The sequence below is a fragment of the Streptomyces sp. CCM_MD2014 genome (genome assembly GCF_000772045.1).
Lineage (GTDB): Bacteria > Actinomycetota > Actinomycetes > Streptomycetales > Streptomycetaceae > Streptomyces > Streptomyces salinarius.
In genome coordinates this window covers 4,376,682-4,392,622 of record NZ_CP009754.1, presented here as the reverse complement: position 1 = coordinate 4,392,622, position 15,941 = coordinate 4,376,682, and the positions used below count along the sequence as shown (strand labels likewise).

At 68.5% G+C, this 15,941-nt stretch carries 14 protein-coding genes; 6 read left to right on the top strand and 8 right to left on the bottom strand.

What is annotated here, in order from left to right; translation table 11 throughout:
• Positions 1–26: 26 nt before the first annotated feature.
• From NI25_RS19340 to rpmH, 8 genes are all read right to left on the bottom strand, one after another.
• A complete protein-coding gene (locus NI25_RS19340) occupies positions 27–1,127 on the bottom strand; it encodes a ParB/RepB/Spo0J family partition protein (protein WP_061443642.1) in 1,101 nt (366 codons plus the stop codon).
• Positions 1,124–2,197, bottom strand: coding sequence for a ParA family protein (locus tag NI25_RS19335; protein ID WP_078884666.1), 1,074 nt, complete (start codon positions 2,195–2,197; stop codon positions 1,124–1,126). The genes NI25_RS19340 and NI25_RS19335 overlap by 4 nt, the downstream gene beginning before the upstream one ends.
• Positions 2,198–2,458: 261 nt before the next feature.
• Positions 2,459–3,178, bottom strand: coding sequence for a 16S rRNA (guanine(527)-N(7))-methyltransferase RsmG (gene rsmG, locus NI25_RS19330; RefSeq protein ID WP_061443640.1), 720 nt, complete (start codon positions 3,176–3,178; stop codon positions 2,459–2,461).
• A 126-nt stretch (positions 3,179–3,304) separates the two neighbouring features.
• Positions 3,305–3,817 carry a protein jag gene (locus NI25_RS19325; protein WP_061443639.1) on the bottom strand — a complete coding sequence of 171 codons (513 nt, stop codon included), beginning with the start codon at positions 3,815–3,817 and terminating at the stop codon, positions 3,305–3,307.
• A gap of 15 nt (positions 3,818–3,832) precedes the next feature.
• A complete protein-coding gene (gene yidC, locus NI25_RS19320; RefSeq protein ID WP_061443638.1) occupies positions 3,833–5,116 on the bottom strand; it encodes a membrane protein insertase YidC in 1,284 nt (427 codons plus the stop codon).
• 3 nt (positions 5,117–5,119) lie between these two features.
• Positions 5,120–5,494: a membrane protein insertion efficiency factor YidD gene (gene yidD, locus NI25_RS19315; protein WP_031039985.1), complete on the bottom strand. Its 375-nt coding sequence runs from the start codon at positions 5,492–5,494 to the stop codon at positions 5,120–5,122.
• Entirely contained in the window at positions 5,491–5,862 is a 372-nt protein-coding gene (gene rnpA / locus NI25_RS19310) for a ribonuclease P protein component (RefSeq protein WP_061443637.1), read from the bottom strand. Before rnpA ends, yidD begins: the two co-directional genes overlap by 4 nt.
• 21 nt (positions 5,863–5,883) lie before the next feature.
• Positions 5,884–6,021, bottom strand: coding sequence for a 50S ribosomal protein L34 (gene rpmH / locus NI25_RS19305; protein ID WP_003975051.1), 138 nt, complete (start codon positions 6,019–6,021; stop codon positions 5,884–5,886).
• Positions 6,022–6,398: 377 nt separating this feature from the next.
• Between rpmH and dnaA the strand changes: the two genes are divergently transcribed.
• The 6 genes from dnaA (at position 6,399) to gyrB (ending at position 15,921) form a co-directional block, all read left to right on the top strand.
• The gene (dnaA, locus tag NI25_RS19300; RefSeq protein ID WP_061443636.1) at positions 6,399–8,423 is read left to right on the top strand and encodes a chromosomal replication initiator protein DnaA; all 2,025 of its coding nucleotides are present in this window, start codon (positions 6,399–6,401) and stop codon (positions 8,421–8,423) included.
• Positions 8,424–9,438: 1,015 nt separating this feature from the next.
• Positions 9,439–10,569: a DNA polymerase III subunit beta gene (gene dnaN, locus NI25_RS19295; protein WP_030403061.1), complete on the top strand. Its 1,131-nt coding sequence runs from the start codon at positions 9,439–9,441 to the stop codon at positions 10,567–10,569.
• 219 nt (positions 10,570–10,788) lie between these two features.
• Positions 10,789–11,664 carry a phosphogluconate dehydrogenase (NAD(+)-dependent, decarboxylating) gene (gene gnd / locus NI25_RS19290; RefSeq protein ID WP_011029286.1) on the top strand — a complete coding sequence of 292 codons (876 nt, stop codon included), beginning with the start codon at positions 10,789–10,791 and terminating at the stop codon, positions 11,662–11,664.
• A 65-nt stretch (positions 11,665–11,729) separates the two neighbouring features.
• Positions 11,730–12,851: a DNA replication/repair protein RecF gene (gene recF, locus NI25_RS19285; protein WP_061443635.1), complete on the top strand. Its 1,122-nt coding sequence runs from the start codon at positions 11,730–11,732 to the stop codon at positions 12,849–12,851.
• A complete protein-coding gene (locus NI25_RS19280) occupies positions 12,848–13,426 on the top strand; it encodes a DUF721 domain-containing protein (protein ID WP_061443634.1) in 579 nt (192 codons plus the stop codon). Before recF ends, NI25_RS19280 begins: the two co-directional genes overlap by 4 nt.
• Positions 13,427–13,860: 434 nt before the next feature.
• Positions 13,861–15,921: a DNA topoisomerase (ATP-hydrolyzing) subunit B gene (gyrB, locus tag NI25_RS19275; RefSeq protein WP_199560974.1), complete on the top strand. Its 2,061-nt coding sequence runs from the start codon at positions 13,861–13,863 to the stop codon at positions 15,919–15,921.
• Positions 15,922–15,941: the final 20 nt, after the last annotated feature.

Sequence of the window (15,941 nt, the reverse complement as noted above, 5' to 3'; positions counted from 1 at the left end):
GCGCCGAGCGCTCCGTAGCCCCGACATCAGGATTCGACGTCGGCGTCCTTGTCCTCCAGGAGACCCTTCTGAAGCACGGGACCTTCACCCGGGGCCAGGCTGCCGAGGATCCGCTCCAGGTCATCCATGGAGGCGAACTCCACGGTGATCTTGCCCTTCTTCTGTCCCAGGTCGACCTTCACACGCGTCTCGAAGCGGTCCGAAAGCCGCGACGCCAGGTCCGAGAGTGCCGGAGACACCAGAGAACCGGCCCGTGGGCCCTTGGCTCGCTGAGGCTTCTGCGGCCGGGAACCCATCAGGGTCACGATCTCCTCGACCGACCGCACGGAGAGCCCTTCGGCCACGATGCGATGGGCCAGCCTGTCCTGCTCTTCCGGATCGTCGACAGAAAGCAACGCTCGCGCGTGCCCCGCGGAGAGCACTCCTGCTGCGACCCGGTTCTGCACCTTCGGGGAGAGCTTCAGCAGACGCAGCGTGTTGGACACCTGCGGGCGGGACCGACCAATACGGTCCGCCAGTTGGTCGTGCGTGCAGTTGAAGTCCTTCAGCAGCTGGTCGTAGGCGAACGCCTCCTCCAGCGGGTTCAGCTGAGCGCGGTGCAAGTTCTCCAAGAGAGCGTCCAGGAGGAGCTGCTCGTCCTCCGTCGCCCGTACGATCGCCGGAATGGCATCCAGCTCCAGCTCTCGGCAGGCCCGGAAACGGCGCTCGCCCATGATGAGCTCATAACGCCCGGGCTCCGTCGGCCGCACGACAACCGGCTGGAGCAGACCCACCTCCCTGATGGAGGTGACAAGCTCGGCCAGCGCGTCGTCGTCGAAGTCCTTGCGCGGCTGCTTCGGGTTCGGCGTGATGGCGTCGAGAGGTACTTCGGCGAAGTGTGCTCCCAGGGGCGGGCGAAGTCCTTCGGCGCCCTGGGGTGCCGTCGACTCCTCCGTTTCACGTGAAACATGCGGCAGCGTGGCCACCTTCGCCGCAGCCACCCCGCGTTCGCTCGGCAGCAGAGGCATCGCACCCGGGGACGCGGGAGCCGCAGCCCCCAATGCCGCCGAGGCAACCGACTTCTCGGTCGGGGCGTTGGGGATCAGTGCACCAAGACCGCGGCCCAGCCCCCTCCGTCGCTCACTCACTGGATCCCCTCCACCATGCTCTGATCATTCTGAGCGCCGGCATGGGCATGCGTCGCGTCATAGTTGACGCCCACACCCTTCAGCGCGATCTCACGGGCCGCCTCCAGATAGGAAAGCGCTCCGCTTGATCCTGGATCGTAAGTCAGTACCGTCTGCCCGTAGCTCGGGGCCTCGGAGATGCGGACCGAGCGGGGAATGCTCGTCCGCAGCACCTCCTCGCCGAAGTGGCTGCGCACCTCGTCCGCGACCTGGGACGCAAGCCGCGTCCGACCGTCGTACATGGTGAGGAGGATCGTCGACACATGCAGCGTGGGGTTGAGGTGCCCTCGCACCAGGTCGACGTTGCGCAGCAGCTGCCCCAGTCCCTCCAGCGCGTAGTACTCGCACTGGATCGGGATCAGTACCTCCTGGCCGGCGACGAGCGCGTTGACCGTCAGCAGGCCGAGCGAGGGCGGACAGTCGATGAGGATGTAGTCCAGCGGCTGTTCATACGCCGTGATCGCCCGCTGGAGCCGACTCTCACGTGCGACCAGAGAGACCAGTTCGATCTCCGCACCGGCGAGATCGATCGTGGCGGGCGCGCAGAACAAGCCCTCGACATCGGGGACCGGCTGGACCACTTCCGAGAGCGGTCGGCTCTCGACCAGCACGTCGTAGATGGACGGCACCTCGGCGTGATGGTCGACACCCAGTGCGGTGGAGGCGTTGCCCTGGGGATCGAGATCGACGACCAGGACTCGCGCGCCGTGCAGGGCGAGCGACGCGGCAAGATTGACGGTCGTCGTCGTCTTGCCCACACCGCCCTTCTGGTTTGCTACGACCATGATCCGAGTCTGCTCGGGTCGCGGCAGCCCCTCACCGGCGCGGCCGAGAGCCTCCACCGCCAGCTGGGCAGCACGACCGATCGGAGTGTCGTCCATCGGAGGCGGTGTTTCACGTGAAACATCCGCCCCCATCGACTCGGTACGGGGACCGGGGACCGGATCGGTCATCGGCCCCGCGATATTGGCGTCGGACCGCAAGGATTCACTCTCCTCGACTTCAGGCTCGCAATGAACAGAGCCTCCCATGCCTTCGGGGTCATGAACCAGTGAGGCCCGGTCTTCTGTGGAGAAATCCACCTCTGTGGACAACTCCGCGCTCTCTCCGAGCGACCCGAGAGGCTTCCGTTCACGTGGGTCGGACGCGGCGCGGCCGCGACTGATGATGCCGTGCAGCAGTGAGCGACGTTTCACGTGAAACACGATGCAGCGCGGCCCAAGCCGAACGGCCGCGACACTCCGGCATGCGTGAGCAGGGCAGCTTGTGTGGAGTACGGCGGACCGTCGGAGCTATCCGCGACGCCGACGCGTTCGCCCGGTCCGTGCGGCCTTGGCTCGCTTGGCGGCGAACCGCACACCACCAGGGCTCTCGCCGACCTCGACGCGCACCACGGTGGACATGGGTTCCACGACGCCCTCACCGACGTGGAGGATGGACGTCTCCTCCGCTCCGAGCTTGCTCAGCGCCGCAGTCGCCGCCTTCAGTTCCTCCTCGGCCGTGTCGCCCTTGAGCGCGAGCATCTCACCGTACGGGCGCAGCAGCGGGATGCCCCAGGTGGCGAGACGGTCCAATGGAGCGACGGCCCGGGCCGTCACCACATGCACCGGCGGCAGCTTGCCCATGACCTCCTCGGCCCGGCCCCGCACCACGGTGACATGGTCCAGGCCCAGCAGCTCCACGACCTCGGTGAGGAAGTTCGTACGACGCAGCAGCGGCTCGAGAAGGGTGATCTTCAGGTCGTCCCGTACCAATGCCAAGGGGATCCCTGGCAGGCCGGCACCCGAGCCGACGTCGCACACCGTCACTCCCTCGGGCACGACCTCCGAGAGCACGGCGCAGTTCAGCAGGTGCCGCTCCCAGAGACGGGGCACTTCACGCGGACCGATCAGGCCGCGCTTCACCCCCGCCTCGGCGAGCAGTTCCGCGTAGCGGACCGCGTCCGCGTAGCGATCACCGAACACATCACGTGCCTGCTCGGGTACAGGGGGGAGCTCCGCTGCCTCCGACACGGGGACCGTCCTTCCGTACGGCACCGGCGCGGAGGGCGCCGGTGCCAGAACCACCAGAACTATCAGGCTGACAAAATTCGGCCCCGTCTGCGCAACAGACGGGGCCGGAGAACGAGGGGGAGCCGATCAGGCAGGGAGCACGACGACGAAGCGCTCCGGCTCCTCGCCCTCGGACTCACTGCGGAGCCCCGCGGCCTTGACCGCGTCATGCACGACCTTGCGCTCGAAGGGCGTCATCGGCTCGAGCCGCACGGACTCACCGCTGCTCTTGACCTCGGCCGCGGCCTTGGCGCCCAGCTCGGACAGCTCGGCGCGCTTGCCCGCCCGGTAACCCGCGATGTCGAGCATGAGCCGACTGCGGTCCCCGGTCTCCCGGTGCACCGCGAGGCGCGTCAGCTCCTGCAGAGCCTCCAGCACCTCACCGTCCCGGCCGACCAGCTTCTGCAGATCGCGGCTGCCGCTGTCGCTGATGATCGACACGGAGGCACGGTCGGCCTCGACGTCCATGTCGATGTCGCCGTCGAGGTCGGCGATGTCGAGCAGACCCTCCAGGTAGTCCGCCGCGATCTCGCCCTCCTGCTCGAGGCGGGTCAGGGTGTCTGCACCCTCGGCAGCGGCGGAGGTGGTGCCTTCCGTCACGGGATGGGCTCCTTCTTACTTCTTCGACGGGGACTTGGGCCGCTGCGGGCCCTTGCGCTGTCCGGACTGGGCCTTGCTGCGGCCACCGCCGCCGGACTTCTGAGCCGGCTTCTTGGCACCGGCGGCAGGCTTGCCCGCCGGCTTGGCGTCCTGCGGCTCGTCCGACTTGGTCAGCGACGTCTTCGGCTCGGCCTCACCGGCGGGCTTGGCCTGGCGCTGGGACTTGGTCTGCCGCTTGGGCTGCTGACGCTTGGGCTGCCCCGTGGTGGTCACGGTCGAGCCGTCCGCGCTCTGGGCGGCCACGGCGGCCTCGCTCTTCACGACGTTGCCGTCGGCCTGAGCGGCCATGCCCGCCTTGTTCAGACCGTTGATGAACTTCCGCTCGGCCTCGTTGCGGTCCCGGCCCTTGGCCACGATCGCCTTCACGATGGCCCTCTGGCCCCGGCCACGGGTCTTGCCGTGCTCGGTGACGCTCTTGTGCAGCCGCTCCAGGTAGGCGGCCTGTGCCTTGGAGCCCGGCGTCGGGTTGTTGCGGATGACGTACATCTGCTGGCCCATGGTCCACACGTTGGTGGTCAGCCAGTAGACGAGGACACCGACGGGGAAGTTCACACCGAAGACGGCGAACATGACCGGGAAGACGTACATCAGCATCTTCTGCTGCTGCATGAACGGCGTCTTCACGGTGGTGTCGACGTTCTTCGTCATCAGCTGGCGCTGGGTGAAGAACTGCGAGGCCGACATCAGCACGATCATGATCGCGGTGACGACCCGGACGTCGGTGAGGGAGGCGTTGAGGGCGGCGACGTCGCTCTCGCTGCTGAAGAACTTGGAGGCCAGCGGGGCCCCGAAGATGTGGGCCTTCTGAGCGCTCTCCAGCAGGCTCTGGTTGACCGCCCCGATGGTGTCGCCGGACGCGATGCCGTTGAGCACGTGGTACAGGGCGAAGAAGAACGGGGACTGCGCCAGGATGGGAAGGCACGAGGAGAGCGGGTTGGTACCCGTCTCCTTGTACAGCTTCATCATCTCTTCGGACTGACGCTGCTTGTCGTTCTTGTAGCGCTCCTGGATCTTCTTCATCTCCGGCTGGAGCGTCTGCATCCCGCGCGTCGCCTTGATCTGCTTCACGAAGAGCGGGATCAGGCAGATGCGGATGAGGATCACCAGGGACACGATGGACAGGCCCCAGGCCCATCCGGTGTCAGGTCCGAAGATCGCCCCGTACACCGTGTGGAACTGGACGATGACCCAGGAGACGGGCCAGGTGATAAAGCTGAAGAGGCTGGCAATCGTGTCCACTAATCATGCTCCTTGGGCATGGGGCGAGGTCTCTGCGGCCGGGCTCGAAGGCTCGGACGGGCTCGGGTGAGCGGGCCGTCCCTCGGTGGCCGGTTCGGCGGCGGAGGTCCCGCCCTTGCGTGCCCGCCAGGCGGCACGCAGCATTTCGTGCCACCGCGGGCGCTTGCGCGGCGGAACATGGTCCACGCCGCCCGGCGACCACGGGTTGCACCGCAGGATGCGCCAGGCGGTGAGTGCCGTGCCCTTGACGGCTCCGTGCCGGTCGATGGCCGTGTAGCCGTAGTGGGAACACGACGGGTAGTACTTGCAGACCGGCCCCAGCAGCGGACTGATCGTCCACTGGTAGAGCTTGATCAGAGCCAGCAGCGGGTACTTCATCGCGCGCCCCCTCCCAGTAGCCGCGCCAGGGCGGCGTCCAGGTCTCGGGCCAGCTGTGCATGGTCGGCGTCACCCGCACCGGGCAGCGCTCGTACGACTACCAGGCTACCGGGGGGCAACAGGTCGATCCGGTCGCGCATCAGATGGCGAAGCCTGCGCTTCACCTTGTTGCGCACGACCGCACCTCCCACGGCTTTGCTCACGACGAAACCCGCACGTGTCGGGGGAGCGCTCTCCCCAGGCGCGTGCGGGTCCGTGGCACCGCTTCGAAGGTGGACGACGAGGGCCGGACGGCCGGCCCGGCGGCCTCGTCGTACCGCGGTCGCGAAGTCCTCGCGCCGCCTCAGCCGGTTCTCGGTGGGCAGCACGACGTCATGACCTGATCGGGATCAGGCGGACAGACGGGCGCGACCCTTGCTGCGGCGGGTCGCGAGAATCGCGCGGCCGGCACGGGTACGCATACGCAGCCGGAAGCCGTGGGTCTTCGCGCGGCGACGGTTGTTCGGCTGGAAGGTGCGCTTGCTCACTCGGGGGCTCCAGAAAGAATCGGGTGTTGGCGGGGTGCCGTCCTGGCTGTCACCGTGCGCCCACGAGTAGCTCGCGTTACGCCCGAGTGCACCGCTTTTCGATCACCTTGGACGTGACCTGTGCCCATCGGAGGCAGGCGGCAGCAGCCATCGACAACTCGACCTGGTTACGGTACGTGCGACTGCGCCATTCGGTCAAACCAGCGGTGACCGGGAGACACTTGTCCACAGGCTGGGGACAACAACTTGAACCCTACCCGCCGCGCTGACTACCGTGACGGAACTCCGATTCGTTCCCTTATCCCTGCCCCACTCGAGTTTCATCCCGACCCGTCCCCGAATCACACGTTCGAGGGACTCGTGAGAGAGCGTGCCCTGTGGCTGACGTACCTGCCGATCTTGCCGCAGTGTGGCCACGCGTACTGGAGCAACTCCTCGGAGAAGGCCGCGGGCAGGGCGTCGAGTCGAAGGACGAGCACTGGATCCGGCGCTGCCAGCCGCTCGCGCTGGTCGCCGACACCGCCCTGCTCGCCGTACCGAACGAATTTGCGAAGGGCGTACTGGAGGGCCGCCTGGCCCCGGTCGTCAGCGAGACGCTGAGCCGCGAATGCGGCCGCCCCATCCGCATCGCGATCACCGTCGACGACACCGCGGGCGAACCCGCCGGGCCTGCTCCACAGGCGCCGCCGGCCCGCCCCCAGCCCCGCTACGAGGAGCCCGAGCTCCCCGCGCCCGGCCATGGCGGCCGCGAGGACTACCGCGACGGGTACGAGGGCTACGACAGGGGCCGCGCCGACCAGCTCCCGACCGCCCGGCCCGCCTACCCGCAGGAGTACCAGCGCCCCGAGCCCGGCTCCTGGCCCCGGCCGGCCCAGCAGGAGGACTACGGCTGGCAGCAGCAGCGACTCGGCTTCCCGGAACGGGACCCCTACGCCTCCCCGTCGCAGGAGCCGTACGGCCAGGAGCCCCCGCCACCGCCGTACTCCCACGACGCCCACGCCCCGTACCAGCAGCAGGACTACCGGCCGCAGCCGCCGGAACGCCCGGCGTACGACTCTCCGCGCGGTGAGTACGAGCAGTCCCGCGGTGAGTACGAACAGGCCCGCGGCGACTACGACAAGCCCCGCGCCGACTACGAGCAGTCCCGTGGCGAGTACGACGGTCCACGCGGCGACTACGACAAGCAGCGAAACGACTACGAACAGCAGCGCGGCGAGTACGACCAGCGCGGCCCCCGCCGGGACCTGCCCGAGCCCCCGGCGGGTTCCGGACACGTCCACCGCGGCGGCCCCGTGGGCCCCGGTCCCGCCACCGGGGCTCCCGGACCGCTGGCCGCACAGCCGGCTCCGGCGACCGGCCCCGGCGAGCCCACCGCGCGCCTCAACCCGAAGTACCTCTTCGACACCTTCGTCATCGGCGCCTCCAACCGCTTCGCCCACGCGGCGGCCGTCGCGGTCGCGGAGGCACCCGCGAAGGCCTACAACCCCCTCTTCATCTACGGGGAGTCGGGGCTCGGCAAGACCCACCTCCTGCATGCCATCGGGCACTACGCGCGCAGCCTCTACCCCGGCACGCGCGTGCGCTACGTGAGCTCGGAGGAGTTCACCAACGAGTTCATCAACTCCATCCGCGACGGCAAGGGAGACAGCTTCCGCAAGCGCTACCGCGAGATGGACATCCTGCTCGTCGACGACATCCAGTTCCTCGCGGACAAGGAGTCGACGCAGGAGGAGTTCTTCCACACCTTCAACACCCTCCACAACGCCAACAAGCAGATCGTGCTCTCCAGCGACCGGCCGCCCAAGCAGCTGGTGACGCTGGAGGACCGGCTCCGCAACCGCTTCGAGTGGGGACTGATCACCGACGTCCAGCCGCCCGAACTGGAGACGCGCATCGCGATCCTGCGCAAGAAGGCGGTCCAGGAGCAGCTCAACGCCCCGCCGGAGGTGCTGGAGTTCATCGCCTCGCGGATCTCGCGCAACATCCGCGAGCTGGAGGGCGCCCTGATCCGGGTGACGGCGTTCGCGTCGCTCAACCGGCAGCCGGTCGACCTGGGCCTCACCGAGATCGTCCTCAAGGATCTGATCCCCGGTGGTGAGGACTCCACGCCGGAGATCACCTCGACGGCCATCATGAGCGAGACCGCCGACTACTTCGGCCTCACGGTGGAGGACCTGTGCGGCAGCTCGCGCGGTCGCCAGCTCGTGACGGCCCGGCAGATCGCCATGTACCTGTGCCGCGAGCTGACGGACCTCTCACTGCCCAAGATCGGTGCGCTGTTCGGCGGCCGGGACCACACCACGGTGATGCATGCCGACCGCAAGATCCGCAATCTGATGGCCGAGCGGCGCTCGATCTACAACCAGGTGACCGAGCTGACCAACCGCATCAAGAACGGCTGACGGCCCGGCCGCCGACGCCGGCCGCGAAGGCGCCTCCGAGGCTTCCGGAGGCGCCTTTCGCATGCCCCTCGGCTTCCCTCGGCTTCCCTCGGCTTCCCTCAGGCTTCTCTCCGTCGCTTCCCTCCTCGCCTTTCCAGAGCCCCTTTGGTGCCTCCCGGTGCCTCCCGGGAGCCGCCCGAGGCCTCCTCGGGACGCTCCTCGGGCTCCCACCGGCTCGTACGGACGTCCTGTCCCCTGTTCGAATACCTGCCGGGTTACGGCCGTCCTCCACAGATTGGGCCAGTTTTTTCCGTCCACACCTTGGGGACTGGGAAGTTGTCCCGATCCCGTCCACAGGCCGGGTGGGTGAGAGATCATCAGGGCAGGTCAGCTCCCTGTGGATTCGTGGACGAACGATCTCCACAGGTTGTGGACGACGGAATGATCCACAGGCTGTGCATTCAGTTGTCCACGGGCAACCCACAGGCTGGGGCCGGTTGTCCCCAGCGATCCCCAGCTTCTCCACATGGCTGTCCACTGTTCGGCAACGCGACGCGCCCCGTCACCGCGTCGAGTGAAAGGCGTCACACGAGGCTGCCTGGTTGGGCTGTGGGAAACGTGGGTAAAGCTGGGGACGGGTCTGGGGAGAAGTCGCCTCTCCCTGTGCACGGTGTGTGCAGAACTTTCCGTTCTCCACAGAAGGGCCCGGTTGTCCACGGGCTCCGCCCACAGGCCCCGTGGACAAAATTCCTGCTCTGACCTGGGCAAACAGGGTTATCCACGGTATCCACAGGCCCTACTACTACTGACGACTAGAGAGAGAGCGGAATTCGTTTCGAAGCGGGTCCTGTGCACAACTCGCCCTCTCGAGCCCGACCGCCCCTCGTCACGACTTGACCCCGAACGGCACCTACTGTCAGTGCGGTGCGTCAGACTGGTCCCCGGTGTTCTGCCCCTCACAGCGGCGGACGACACCGGTCAGACGACGAAGGCGAAGCAGGGCGAGCAGCGCCGGCAACAGCAGGAGGCGGCAACAGTGAAGATCCGGGTGGAACGCGACGTACTCGCGGAGGCAGTGGCCTGGGCGGCTCGCAGCCTCCCGGCCCGTCCGCCGGCGCCGGTCCTCGCGGGCCTGCTGCTGAAGGCCGAGGAGGGACAGCTGAGCCTGTCGGGCTTCGACTACGAGGTCTCGGCGCGGGTGTCCGTGGAGGCGGAGATCGAGGAGGAGGGCACGGTCCTCGTCTCGGGCCGCCTGCTCGCCGACATCTCCCGTGCCCTGCCCAACCGGCCGGTGGAGATTTCCACAGACGGTGTACGGGCGACGGTGGTCTGTGGCTCCTCGCGGTTCACCCTCCACACCCTGCCGGTGGAGGAGTACCCGGCGCTGCCGCAGATGCCGGAGGCGACCGGCACGGTTCCCGGCGAGGTCTTCGCCTCGGCCGTGCAGCAGGTGGCCATCGCCGCGGGCCGCGACGACACGCTGCCCGTCCTGACCGGTGTGCGCATCGAGATCGAGGGCGACTCCGTCACGCTGGCCTCCACCGACCGCTACCGCTTCGCGGTCCGCGAGTTCCTGTGGAAGCCGGAGAACCCGGACATCTCCGCGGTCGCCCTGGTGCCCGCCAAGACGCTCCAGGACACCGCCAAGGCGCTGACCAGCGGTGACCAGGTGATCCTGGCGCTGTCCGGCTCGGGCGCGGGCGAGGGCCTGATCGGTTTCGAGGGCGCGGGCCGCCGGACGACGACGCGTCTGCTGGAGGGCGACCTCCCGAAGTACAAGACGCTGTTCCCGACGGAGTTCAACAGCGTCGCCGTGATCGAGACCGCTCCGTTCGTGGAGGCCGTCAAGCGCGTGGCCCTGGTCGCCGAGCGCAACACCCCGGTGCGGCTCAGCTTCGAGCAGGGGGTGCTCATCCTGGAGGCCGGTTCCAGCGACGACGCACAGGCTGTGGAGCGGGTCGACGCCCAGCTGGAGGGCGACGACATCTCGATCGCCTTCAACCCGACCTTCCTGCTCGACGGTCTGAGCGCGATCGACTCCCCGGTGGCCCAGCTGTCCTTCACGACGTCCACCAAGCCGGCGCTGCTGAGCGGCAAGCCCGCGGTGGACGCCGAGGCGGACGAGGCCTACAAGTACCTGATCATGCCGGTGCGACTGAGCGGCTGAGCCCACCGGCCGTCGCCCGCCGGCCGGTGGCGCCGGCGGCGGCTGTCCACAGGATGGGGACGAATCCGCAGGTGGGGGCATACGTCTGAGCGCGTATGCCCACAACTGTGCACGGGCGTCCGGGTTTAGGCTCGACGCGGGTACGAAAGTGCCGCGGCACGCATCCGGCGGGTTCGGAGGTGCCGCCTTGCCACCTCGCACACCTAAGGAACGCAACTGATGGAGCTCGGTCTCGTCGGCCTCGGCAAGATGGGCGGCAACATGCGCGAGCGGATCCGCCGCGCGGGCCACACCGTCGTCGGATACGACCGCAATCCGGACCTCGCCGACGTCCACAGCCTGGAAGAGCTTGTGGGCAAGCTCAGCGCCCCGCGTGTGGTGTGGGTGATGGTCCCGGCCGGCGAGGCCACCCAGGCCACCGTCGACCGGCTCGGCGAGCTGCTGGAGCCCGGCGACGTCGTCGTGGACGGCGGCAACTCCCGCTGGACGGACGACGAGAAGCACGCCGAGGAGCTGGCGGCCAAGGGCATAGGCTTCGTCGACTGCGGCGTCTCCGGCGGCGTGTGGGGGCTGGAGAACGGCTACGCGCTGATGTACGGCGGCGACGCGGAGAACGTCGCCAAGGTGCAGCCGGTCTTCGACGCCCTCAAGCCCGAGGGCGACTTCGGCGCCGTGCACGCCGGCAAGGTGGGTGCGGGCCACTTCGCGAAGATGGTCCACAACGGCATCGAGTACGCCATGATGCAGGCCTACGCCGAGGGCTGGGAGCTGCTGGAGAAGGTCGACTCCGTGGAGAACGTCCGCGAGGTATTCCGCTCCTGGCAGGAGGGCACGGTCATCCGCTCCTGGCTGCTCGACCTGGCCGTCAACGCGCTCGACGACGACGAGCACCTGGACGGGCTCCGGGGTTATGCACAGGACTCCGGTGAGGGACGCTGGACTGTGGAGGCGGCGATCGACAATGCGGTGCCGCTGCCCGCGATCACGGCCTCCCTCTTCGCGCGGTTCGCGTCCCGGCAGGACGACTCGCCGCAGATGAAGATGATCGCCGCGCTGCGGAACCAGTTCGGCGGCCACGCGGTCGAGAAGAAGTAAGCAATACCCGAAGGTCAAACGCCCGAGGGTCCACACCCGAAGGCTGGGGAGGTCGGCGCACGACCATGCACGTCACGCATCTGTCGCTGGCCGACTTCCGTTCGTACGCCCGGGTCGAGGTGCCCCTGGACCCGGGCGTCACCGCTTTCGTGGGGCCCAACGGGCAGGGCAAGACCAACCTCGTCGAGGCCGTCGGCTATCTCGCCACCCTCGGCAGCCACCGGGTCTCGTCCGACGCCCCCCTGGTGCGCATGGGCGCCGAGCGGGCCGTGATCCGCGCCCAGGTCCGCCAGGGCGAGCGGCAGCAGCTGATCGAGCTGGAGCTGAACCCGGGGAAGGCCAACCGCGCCCGCATCAACCGGTCCTCCCAGGTCAGACCGCGCGACGTGCTCGGCATCGTGCGCACCGTGCTGTTCGCGCCGGAGGATCTCGCGCTGGTGAAGGGCGATCCCGGGGAGCGGCGGCGTTTCCTGGACGAGTTGATCACCGCCCGTTCGCCGCGGATGGCGGGGGTGCGCTCCGACTACGACCGGGTCCTCAAGCAGCGCAACACCCTGCTGAAGTCGGCCGCGCTCGCCCGCCGGCACGGTGGTCGCACGCTGGACCTGTCCACGCTCGACGTCTGGGACCAGCACCTCGCGCGCGCGGGCGCCGAGCTGCTCGCCCAGCGCCTGGATCTGATCGCGGCCGTGCAGCCGCTGGCCGACAAGGCGTACGAGGAGCTGGCCCCCGGCGGCGGCCCACTCGCCCTGGAGTACAAGCCGTCGGCGCCCGGTGAGGCCCACACGCGCGAAGACCTGTACGAGCAGCTGACGGCGGCGCTCGCCGAGGCGCGCAAGCAGGAGATCGAGCGGGGCGTCACCCTGGTCGGTCCGCACCGGGACGACCTGCTGCTCAAGCTCGGCTCGCTGCCCGCCAAGGGCTACGCCTCGCACGGCGAGTCGTGGTCGTACGCGCTCGCACTGCGTCTTGCCTCCTTCGACCTGCTGCGGGCCGAGGGCAACGAGCCGGTGCTGGTCCTGGACGACGTGTTCGCCGAGCTGGACGCGCGGCGCCGGGAGCGGCTGGCGGAGCTGGTGGCGCCCGGTGAGCAGGTACTGGTGACGGCCGCGGTCGACGACGACGTACCGCATGTGCTGGCGGGGGCGCGGTACGCGGTGGCGGAGGGCACGGTGGAGCGCGCATGAGCGGGGACGAGCCGGTTCCCGGGGACGCCCCGAACCGTGCTGCGGACAAAACCGGCAGGAAGGGCGCGGAGCCCTCCGGCGTCGACCTCGCGCGCGTTGCGCTCAGGGCGGCGCGGGAAGCGGCACGCGCGCGTGGGGACGCGGCGCAGCAGAAGAAGCAGGCGCGCCGCGGTGGCCTGCGCTCCGGTGCCCGCGCCGACGGCCGCGACCCCATGGCGCTCGGTTCGGCGATCAACCGGCTGATCACCGAGCGCGGCTGGGAGACGCCGGCCGCGGTGGGCGGGGTCATGGGCCGCTGGCCGCAGATCGTCGGTGAGGACGTGGCGAAGCACTGCGTGCCGGAGCGGTATGACGAGGACGAGCGGGTGCTGGTGGTGCGTTGCGACTCGACGGCCTGGGCGACGAACCTGCGGCTGCTCGCGCCGACGCTGGTGGCCCGTCTCAATGAGGACCTGGGGCACGGGTCGGTACGGATGATCAGGGTCCTCGGGCCTGGTGGTCCGGGTGGTCCCGGCCGGCGGTACGGGCCGTTGCGGGCGCCGGGCAGCCAGGGCCCGGGCGACACCTACGGGTGAGCGGCGGGCGACCTGGCGCCCCGTCAGGGATGCGTGACGCACTTCACAGAAATTGGCGTCGAGGGCCGGTGTGGACGGTCGGTGCGCGCTGAGTCGTACCCCCGTGCGGTGGCGTGCGTCACGATCTGACTCCCAAGTAGCAAAGGGTTGACGCCCCGAAGCGCTGAGTGCCGTTGTGAGCCTCTTGAGGCCCCCATCCGCATATCGGGAGTCGGACAAGGCTCGTTCAGGGCGGCACATGCGGACTCAGGTACCGGCAAACCCCCATCAGTGTCAGTGGTACCGGTAGAATGGGAGAGAATCCCGCCCCGAACGTGGGGACCGTCCGGGACTAGCTGAGCAACGCTGATCAAGGCTTACCAACGCAACATGCCGCAGCCGCTCCGGCAACCTGCCGACGAGCCCGGCTCGTGGTGTGCCAGAAAGGGCGCTTCGTGGCCGATTCCGGCAACCCCAACGAGAACAACCCGTCCACCGACACCGGCGTGAACGACGCGGCGGGCACCTCGCACGGCGAGGTGCCCGCGTCGTACGACGCCAGTGCCATCACCGTCCTCGAGGGTCTGGACGCGGTCCGCAAGCGACCCGGTATGTACATCGGCTCGACCGGTGAACGCGGTCTGCACCACCTGGTGCAGGAGGTCGTGGACAACTCCGTCGACGAGGCGCTGGCCGGTCACGCGGACACGATCGACGTGACGATCCTCGCCGACGGCGGTGTCCGGGTCGTCGACAACGGCCGTGGTATCCCGGTGGGCATCGTCCCCTCCGAGGGGAAGCCCGCCGTCGAGGTCGTGCTGACCGTGCTGCACGCGGGCGGCAAGTTCGGCGGCGGCGGCTACGCGGTCTCCGGTGGTCTGCACGGCGTGGGTGTCTCCGTCGTCAACGCCCTTTCCACGCGGGTCGCGGTGGAGGTCAAGACCGACGGCTACCGGTGGACGCAGGAGTACAAGCTGGGCGTCCCCACGGCGTCGCTCGCCCGGCACGAGGAGACCGAGGAGACCGGCACGTCGGTCACCTTCTGGGCCGACGGCGACATCTTCGAGACCACCGACTACTCCTTCGAGACGCTCTCCCGGCGCTTCCAGGAGATGGCCTTCCTCAACAAGGGCCTGAGGATCAACCTCACCGACGAGCGTGAGTCGGCGAAGGCGACCGCCGGCGCGGACGAGGCGGGCGAGGACGAGAAGCACGAGGTCAAGAGCGTCTCGTACCACTACGAGGGCGGCATCGTCGACTTCGTGACGTACCTCAACTCCCGCAAGGGAGAGCTGGTGCACCCCACCGTGATCGACCTCGAGGCGGAGGACAAGGACAAGAACCTGTCCCTCGAGGTCGCGATGCAGTGGAACGGCGGCTACACCGAGGGCGTGTACTCGTTCGCCAACATCATCCACACGCACGAGGGCGGTACGCACGAGGAGGGCTTCCGCGCGGCGCTCACCTCGCTGATCAACAAGTACGCGCGCGACAAGAAGCTGCTGCGCGAGAAGGACGACAACCTCACGGGTGACGACATCCGCGAGGGTCTGACGGCGATCATCTCGGTGAAGCTGAGCGAGCCCCAGTTCGAGGGCCAGACCAAGACGAAGCTGGGCAACACCGAGGTGAAGACCTTCGTCCAGAAGATCGTCTACGAGCACCTGACGGACTGGCTCGACCGCAACCCCAACGAGGCCGCGGACATCATCCGCAAGGGCATCCAGGCGGCCCACGCGCGCGTGGCGGCCCGCAAGGCGCGCGACCTGACGCGTCGCAAGGGTCTGCTGGAGTCGGCGTCGCTGCCGGGCAAGCTGTCCGACTGCCAGTCGAACGACCCGACCAAGTGCGAGATCTTCATCGTCGAGGGCGACTCCGCCGGCGGTTCCGCCAAGTCCGGCCGGAACCCGCAGTACCAGGCGATCCTTCCGATCCGTGGCAAGATCCTCAACGTCGAGAAGGCCCGCATCGACCGGATCCTGCAGAACCAGGAGATCCAGGCGATGATCTCCGCGTTCGGCACCGGTGTGCACGAGGACTTCGACATCGAGAAGCTCCGCTATCACAAGATCATCCTGATGGCGGACGCCGACGTGGACGGCCAGCACATCAACACCCTGCTGCTGACCTTCCTGTTCCGCTTCATGCGGCCGCTGGTCGAGTCCGGGCACGTGTACCTGTCCCGCCCGCCGCTGTACAAGATCAAGTGGGGTCGGGACGACTTCGAGTACGCGTACTCCGACCGCGAGCGCGACGCGCTGATCGAGATGGGCCGCCAGGCCGGCAAGCGCATCCGCGAGGACTCGGTGCAGCGCTTCAAGGGCCTCGGCGAGATGAACGCCGAGGAGCTGCGCATCACGACCATGGACCAGGAGCACCGTGTGCTCGGCCAGGTCACGCTCGACGACGCCGCGCAGGCCGACGACCTGTTCTCGGTGCTGATGGGCGAGGACGTCGAGGCCCGGCGCGCGTTCATCCAGCGCAACGCCAAGGACGTCCGCTTCCTCGACATCTGAGTCGGTCTCAGCTGACCGCA